The following is a 6953-nucleotide window of genomic DNA, read 5'->3' as shown; positions in this document are numbered from 1 at the left end:
TCATGGGGGGAACCCCCAAGACCGCGCTGCCTCCCCAAGACCGCGCTGCATCGCTGTAATGGCTCCCACAACTTTAAGTGAGTGGATCGATATCGCCAAGGAAATAACAAAACAGGCAAAGGCTATCCTAAAAAAAAGCAGTCAGTAATTTGGCGTATAAGTTGATTGGACTTTTCACGGTTGTCACCCTTTGTGATAGTCTAATTTCAGCAAATGTGATCGAGTTATTTTTTGTGGCAGAAGAATAATTCGGCATAAAGGTTAAAGTTTTACCAGATTAAATCATCTTATCAATTCTTCGGTGCTTGAGTTTTTTTGGAAACTATCCAAAATCTTAATTGCCCACTTAGCGGTGCAATTAACTCAATTTATCTACTTACTCAACCAGGAGAATTCCTTTGATTAATTTTTCTAAACAATTAGGTGTTATTACTACTGCTATCGCTTTAACCTCTGCTACTGTTGCAGTTTTACCCGCTGCTGCTTTCCAGATAATCAAGCACGAATTCAGTGGCACACTTGAATTGTTGTCTTCTCCTAGTTTTTTGTCGCCAGAGCCTCCTCCCCCAACTAGAGATTACGAGGGGTTTGTTGAGTACACTACTCAAGGGGAATTACTCTCTTGGTTTCTTGATTTAGAAGGTTCATTTCCACGAAGTTTTGAGAGGGGTGAATTGTGGATTTCTTGTTATACTATTACTTCTCCTACTATTATTTATCCTACTATTACTGTTAGTTCTATAAACCCTCCTCCTAGTCTTTATCGTCCTTGTCTGCTTGAAGCTACCCCTGATAATTGGACTCTAGATCGCGATTTTGGTAGGTTTATGGACTTAGGAGGTGAGACCTTTAGCTGGAACAGAGAGTCAGGAATTAGGTTTTCTCGTGACTTCGCCTTCTTTGGTTCAACTATCTATGTTGATCCTAATCCTAATTTTACGGAAACTATCACCAACCTTCCCTCAAATTGGGTTAATGTTGATCCTAATCCTAATTTTAGCGTAACGATTACTAGCATTACCTCAAAGCCAGATCCAACCAGTGTACCTGAACCTGTGTCTGGATTAGCGCTACTGGGAATTAGTGCTTTAGGTGCTGGTTCATTTTTTAAAAAAAATGATAATTAATAAGGGATTATTGTTCAGGATTATTTCAGAGTTATAGACCCTAATTATAGAGCGATTTAAGTCCATTATTATGGACTTTTTTTTGTGTTATCATCTATCAAATTCATTGTAATTAGACTTGTAATGGTTCCTAATAATTACAAAGACTGGCTAGATATTGCAAATGAACGGGCGGCAGATGCAGACGCTATACTCAAAAATAAAAGTCAATCAATTGGATCAGTTTATATGGCAGGCTATGCCATTGAATCTAGTCTCAAGGCTTTATTACGATCTAGAAATAAATCATTTCCGAAACATGGCAATCAGGGGCATAATCTACGGGGTTTATGGGAAGCAGCGGGATTTCGTCTATCCGATATCCGTGACTCTACAGGTGCAAAGACATTTTTTATAGAAAACTGGGATACATCCCTACGTTATAAAATAACCTGTAATCGTAGCCTGACAATGGCGGAGTTGGTAGATGGAGCAAAGCAGTTAACAAACTTTATAAAGTTTAAAATTAGTCCTAAATCCGGGAGGCGCAGATGAACCATTCAGAAATCAAAGAGCGTATTCATCAAAATATGTCACGGGCAGCTTTAGAGATTACGGATCTGCGGGTTCAACCGGATCCGTTTCTAGGCTGGCGTATTGCTGTCATTTCCCCAGGATTTGATGACAAATCCAAACAAGAACGTAAGAACATTGTTCTAGAGGGGCTAGAAGAATTGACAATTCAGTGGTTAGATCTACTAACTCCTGAAGAGCAGCAATGGGCTGGCCCTCTTCCCATTGATTCTACCCTGGAAAACGTACCCTTTTGGCCTGAAGCTCTGGCTCGCTCTCGCTCTGGCTCTAGTAATCCTGAAGCAATCCTATTTCCATCGGATCTAGACGAAGACCTTGAGCGACCGATCGTTGCAACATTTTATTCCCTTAGAGGAGGAGTTGGTCGCTCAACTGCCCTGGCTTATACTGCCCGAATTCTTGCCAGTCGTGGACGCACTGTGCTCTGTGTTGACATGGATTTGGAAGCTCCAGGATTAGCGGCTTTGTTTGGAAAGGAAGACGAGGTTAAGGATCAACAGGGGTTGGTATTTGTTTTACTAAGTTTGGAGCAAGGGGAAGAGCCTGACATCCGTAATCATATTCTGAGGGTTTCTGAAACCGATGAGATTTACTGTCTTCCGGCAGGTTTGCCCAATGCCAATTATGCGCGTTTGCTGAGCTTTATGGAACCTGGAGCTTGGTATCGGGAAGATAGAAATCCATTACGTGAACTGATTCAGATTTTAAGTAGTGATCGTCTTCCTTTCAAACCTGATGTTATTTTACTAGATGCTCGCACAGGAATGACTCCTCTCAATGGACCGCTGCTGTTTGACTTGGCTGATCTGGCAATTATTGTTTTCTTTCCTCATCCTCAAGCTCAAAGGGGTACGGGTGAACTGGTTCGTGCATTGCTTGCTGCTGAGACTAGACGAACTGAAACTGACCAGCGGCTTACTCCAGAGCCACGATTTATTGTGTCTCCAATTCCTGCTAGTAAAGCACCAGAAGTTGTGGAACGATACCAACATAGAGCTATTGAATGGATTGGAGATTGGCTCTCTGTACTGAGGGATAAACAATCAAGATCAGAGCCGATTAAAGAATCAGATATTACACATTTTATTCCCTATCGAGAAGAGATTGCGACATCAGATAAAATTTTATCTAATCAAGAAACGTGGCGTGACTTTGAGCCGGTTGCTGAATGGTTAGAACGTTTTCTACCTACAGCTAGTGAAGAAGAGCTACCGGATAGTTTGTCCGATATTAAGGGGCAAATTTTAAACGAGTTAGAATTTTCTGCAGGAAGAGCAGAATACCAAGATAATTTTCTGGAAACCTTTGTAGAAACACAGTTAGTTAATCGCGCCCTTCATCCTCGCATCCCTCTAATCCTTGGTCGTAAAGGTACTGGTAAAACGGCTATTTTCCGTCGTCTGGTGGAAGATTCTGATAAAACTTCCATTGTAGTTTTATCCCCCAGTGATCTCAAAGACGATCGCCCGTGGGTTATCAACTCTGAAAGTTTCACCGCCATTGATGAGGCTTTAGAAACTACAGGAAAAAGCTGGCGTGACTTCTGGTTACTCCAGACTTGTCTTGCTTGTCACCTATCCTGGCCTGGAGAGAAGCCTCAACCGGATGCCGCTCTATTACAAGTTCTAGGGACTGATCCTACTAGGGAATTAGAGGTTGTGCGATGGTTTGAGAGTTTACTACCACAATCTCAAGTAGGTTTATTGGCAAGAGATTGGCTAACTCGTTTCGATCGTGCTGCACAATCTACTATTATTCTTCTTTTCGATGGACTTGATACAGGATTTGGAAATGAACAACCGAATCGAGAAAGACGCACTAAAGCAATTGAAGGACTGCTTTCGTTGATTACTGATTTAGGGGACAATCTGAAAAAATTAAAATTCAAAGTTCTATTACGGGAAGATATCTGGCGTAGCCTTCGCTTCGATAATAAAAGTCACTTTTTCGGGCGATCTGTAGTGCTTGAATGGCGTGAGCGAGCAGATTTTTTTAAAGTTATAATTAAGCAAGCTCTGAAATCGGATAGATTTAAAGGACTTGTCGTAAATTCAATTCAGCAAGGTAGTTTGTTATCAAATTTGTCATCAAGTAGTGACGCCTTTAGTGACTATTTGAGTGAATCACAGGTCTTTGAAATTTGGAATCTTTTAGTTGGTGAGCGGATGAAAGGGGGGAAATCTGCCTTTACTCGAAACTGGGTCTGGAAAAGAATTGCTGATGGCAGTAACAACCATAGTCCCCGTGCTCTATTAGAACTTTTCGTAGAAGCGAAAGATTGGGAAATAAACGAACAAGAGCGAAATCCTTATCAGAAAACTATCATCCGACCACGAGCTTTGAGTTCATCTCTTGAGAAGGTATCAGAAAAAGCATTAAGTGCTTTAATTGATGAAGAGTTTAGTGAACTTGAAGACTTGATTAATCGTCTGAGAAGTATAGGACGTTCGCCCTTCAAGCCAACTGATGTAACTGGACTAGATGATCAGTTGAATCTAGCTAGAGAAGTGGGTTTGTTATCTATTTATGAAGGAACTGAAGATGAGGTTGAACGTTATAAAGTTCCTGATCTTTATCTTTCTGGTATCGGTATGACGAGAAAGGGGCAAGCATAAATAAGATATTGCACCAAGTTTAAACTTTATCTGTAAAGGTAGGAAACAGGAAACAGGGAATAGGGAACAGGTAAAAAAAATCTGTTTACCTAATTAGCGTACAGACCGCTATACAAAAAAAAGCGATCGCATAATCTTAGCGATCGCTTTTTTTTTACCATTAAAATACACCCCAAAAAAAATACTTAAAACCCTTGACAATTAAATTTATAATCATTACAATAATCACATAAGCAAAATTCAAGTCTTGAGCTATGTCGCAAGAATTTATCCCTAACCCCGACAATAATCCTGAACATCAAATTCCTGACATTAATCTTGAAGATCTTTTCCCAAAAGAACAATATGTTCAGCACATTTTAAAGGGGCCTCGTCAAGGAGTAACTAATACTATTCATACCCTGTCTGCAATGGGCTACGCAGAGGCTTCGGAGTGGAGTCCTCTGCAACCTACCGGCATGCCAGGGCAGGTGATTACTATCATCACTAAGTATTGGATGCTGCGTTAAAACGTTAGTTTTTGGGGGGGTTTCCCCCCCCTTGGCAAAGACAAAGGTTCCGGTATGATAAAACAGGATTACTTCTCGATGGGTTCGGGAACTGAGTGACATAGCGATGCAGCGCGGTCTTGGGGGTTTCCCCCATGAGCGACTGCATCAAGAGAGCGATTTGAATCCACTTACTGTGGACTTGAGATAGTCGTGGACATTATTTCCACGGCTATTTTTTTTGTCGTTAAGTATCTAATTGAGTAGGGAGTAGGGAGTAGGGAGTAGGGAGTCGGGAATCGGGAATCGGGAATCGGGAATCGGGAGTAGGGAGTAGGGAGTCGGGAGTAGGGAGTCGGGAATCGGGAATCGGGAATTGGTAATAAAATTTAAATGAACCTCACGCTTACTAAAAAGCGCTATAACTCTACTACTAAGTTTTATGATTAAATCCCTAATTAAATCATGGTTTCTGTGGTTAAGTCTATCCTTAGTTTTGGTAGCTTGCAATGGTGCTACCCTAAAAAAACAACAGCCAGAAGTGGTGAGCCTAACTGTCTCAGTGGCTGCTAGCTTACAAGATGCGATGAAAGGTATCAAAGTACTCTACACTAAGGAAACACCAGATGTTACTATTATTTATAACTTTGCATCCTCTGGTTCGTTGCAGCAACAAATCGAACAGGGAGCGCCAGTGGATGTTTTTATTTCAGCAGCTCCGAAACAGATGAATGCTCTGGAATCTAAGGGGCTTTTACTAGAAGGGACAAGGCAAAGTATTCTTAATAATCAAGTAGTGTTAATTAGTCCTAAAGACCAGACTGGTATCTCTAATTTTAAGGACTTAACCTCTGATAACATCAGTAAAATAGCAATGGGAGACCCGGAAAGTGTACCAGCTGGATACTATGCTAAGGAAGTTCTGACTACTCTTAATTTGTTTGACCAGCTCAAACCCAAGTTAGTTTTTGGCAAAGATGTTCGCCAAGTTCTATCCTATGTGGAAACCGGTAATGTGGATGCTGGATTGGTGTATGCAACAGATGCTAACGTATCAAAGCAAGTTAAACGAGTTGCTACTGCTCCGCCAGAGTCTTACTCCCGGATTATCTACCCAGTAGCGGTATTGAAGGAGTCTAAAAATCCTGATCATGCTAACCAGTTTGTGCAGTTTCTGAGTGGTGATTCAGCTAAAACTGTATTTTTGAGGTATGGGTTTATTATGGCGGAATAGGGAATAGGGAATCGGGAATAGGGAATCGGGAATCGGGAAAAAATATTGTGTATTTGATTAAGATTAAAACAGCTATATTGTTGTTATCAACAGAGCACGAATTAGAATAAAAGCGATGCAGTGGCTACTCCCTGCTCCCTGCTCCCTACTCCCTAAAACCCAATACTTTGTAACTCACCCACTTGATAACTATTATAATGTAATGGAAGATTTCTCTCCTTTATGGATTTCCCTAAAAACTGCTGGCTTGGCTACTATCTTTGCTTTCTTTCTGGGGATTACGGTAGCGGGCTGGATGTTTAGCTATCAAGGGAAAGGTAAAGGAATTATTGATAGTATCTTAACCCTTCCGATAGTGCTACCGCCTACAGTAGTTGGCTTTTTATTACTGTTGTTACTAGGTAGAAATAGCCCAGTGGGACAGCTATTAAGGCAATTGGGAGTATCTGTAATCTTGTCTTGGCCTGCGACTGTGATTGCTGCTACTGTCGTTGCCTTTCCTTTGATGTATAAAACTGTATTGGGAGCTTTCAAACAAGTTAATCAGGATTTGATTAACTGTGCTCGTACCTTGGGAGCTTCTGAATGTAGGGTATTTTGGCAAGTGTTGCTACCTTTGGCTTGGCCAGGGGTGATGGCGGGGACAGTTCTGGCGTTTGCTAGAGCCTTGGGAGAGTTTGGGGCTACCTTAATGCTAGCGGGGAGTATTCCTGGCAAAACCCAAACCATTGCGATCGCTATCTTTTTTGCAGCCCAAGCCGGGAGGATGGGGGAAGCACTACTATGGGTGTTGATCATGGTTGCGATCGCTCTCGTGGCAATCACCATCATTAACTATGAGCAGGGAGTAGGGAGTAGGGAGCAGGGAGTAGGGAGCAGGGAGCAGGGAATAGGGACAAAATCTAACATAGAAGTA

7 protein-coding genes are annotated in these 6953 nt (G+C 41.7%); 6 read left to right on the top strand and 1 reads right to left on the bottom strand.

All coding sequences use genetic code 11. The features are described 5' to 3' along the window. Positions 1–398: 398 nt before the first annotated feature. The 4 genes from AC4II3_RS18565 (at position 399) to AC4II3_RS18550 (ending at position 4824) form a co-directional block, all read left to right on the top strand. Positions 399–1127: a hypothetical protein gene (locus tag AC4II3_RS18565; protein ID WP_490722863.1), complete on the top strand. Its 729-nt coding sequence runs from the start codon at positions 399–401 to the stop codon at positions 1125–1127. 123 nt (positions 1128–1250) lie between these two features. Further along, positions 1251–1661 carry a HEPN domain-containing protein gene (locus tag AC4II3_RS18560; protein WP_488029403.1) on the top strand — a complete coding sequence of 137 codons (411 nt, stop codon included), beginning with the start codon at positions 1251–1253 and terminating at the stop codon, positions 1659–1661. Further along, complete coding sequence (locus tag AC4II3_RS18555) at positions 1658–4315, top strand: P-loop ATPase, Sll1717 family (protein ID WP_488016697.1); 2658 nt, start codon at positions 1658–1660, stop codon at positions 4313–4315. The genes AC4II3_RS18560 and AC4II3_RS18555 overlap by 4 nt, the downstream gene beginning before the upstream one ends. Positions 4316–4569: 254 nt before the next feature. Further along, positions 4570–4824 (top strand): hypothetical protein, encoded by a 255-nt coding sequence (locus AC4II3_RS18550; RefSeq protein ID WP_488015833.1) that lies wholly within the window; start codon positions 4570–4572, stop codon positions 4822–4824. Positions 4825–5058: 234 nt separating this feature from the next. Here AC4II3_RS18550 and AC4II3_RS18545 read toward each other — a convergent pair whose 3' ends face one another. Continuing rightward, positions 5059–5313 (bottom strand): hypothetical protein, encoded by a 255-nt coding sequence (locus AC4II3_RS18545; protein WP_488015831.1) that lies wholly within the window; start codon positions 5311–5313, stop codon positions 5059–5061. Here AC4II3_RS18545 and modA point away from each other — a divergent pair. Together modA and modB are read left to right on the top strand one after the other, a co-directional pair. Beyond that, complete coding sequence (gene modA, locus AC4II3_RS18540; RefSeq protein ID WP_488015829.1) at positions 5246–6037, top strand: molybdate ABC transporter substrate-binding protein; 792 nt, start codon at positions 5246–5248, stop codon at positions 6035–6037. The two genes, AC4II3_RS18545 and modA, sit on opposite strands and share 68 nt — an antisense overlap. 202 nt (positions 6038–6239) lie before the next feature. Then, the coding region (modB, locus tag AC4II3_RS18535) for a molybdate ABC transporter permease subunit (protein ID WP_488015835.1) at positions 6240–6953 on the top strand (714 nt) is incomplete at its 3' end.

The organism is Moorena sp., from assembly GCF_982860115.1.
Note: the sequence above shows the minus strand (reverse complement) of the source record. Positions and strands in the feature narration are given on the sequence as shown.

Bases quoted from the DNA above. Each gene is read 5' to 3' on its own strand.
- AC4II3_RS18560 (WP_488029403.1), top strand. From the start codon at position 1,251: ATGGTTCCTAATAATTACAAAGACTGGCTAGATATTGCAAATGAACGG.
- AC4II3_RS18555 (WP_488016697.1), top strand. From the start codon at position 1,658: ATGAACCATTCAGAAATCAAAGAGCGTATTCATCAAAATATGTCACGG.
- AC4II3_RS18550 (WP_488015833.1), top strand. From the start codon at position 4,570: ATGTCGCAAGAATTTATCCCTAACCCCGACAATAATCCTGAACATCAA.
- modA (WP_488015829.1), top strand. From the start codon at position 5,246: ATGATTAAATCCCTAATTAAATCATGGTTTCTGTGGTTAAGTCTATCC.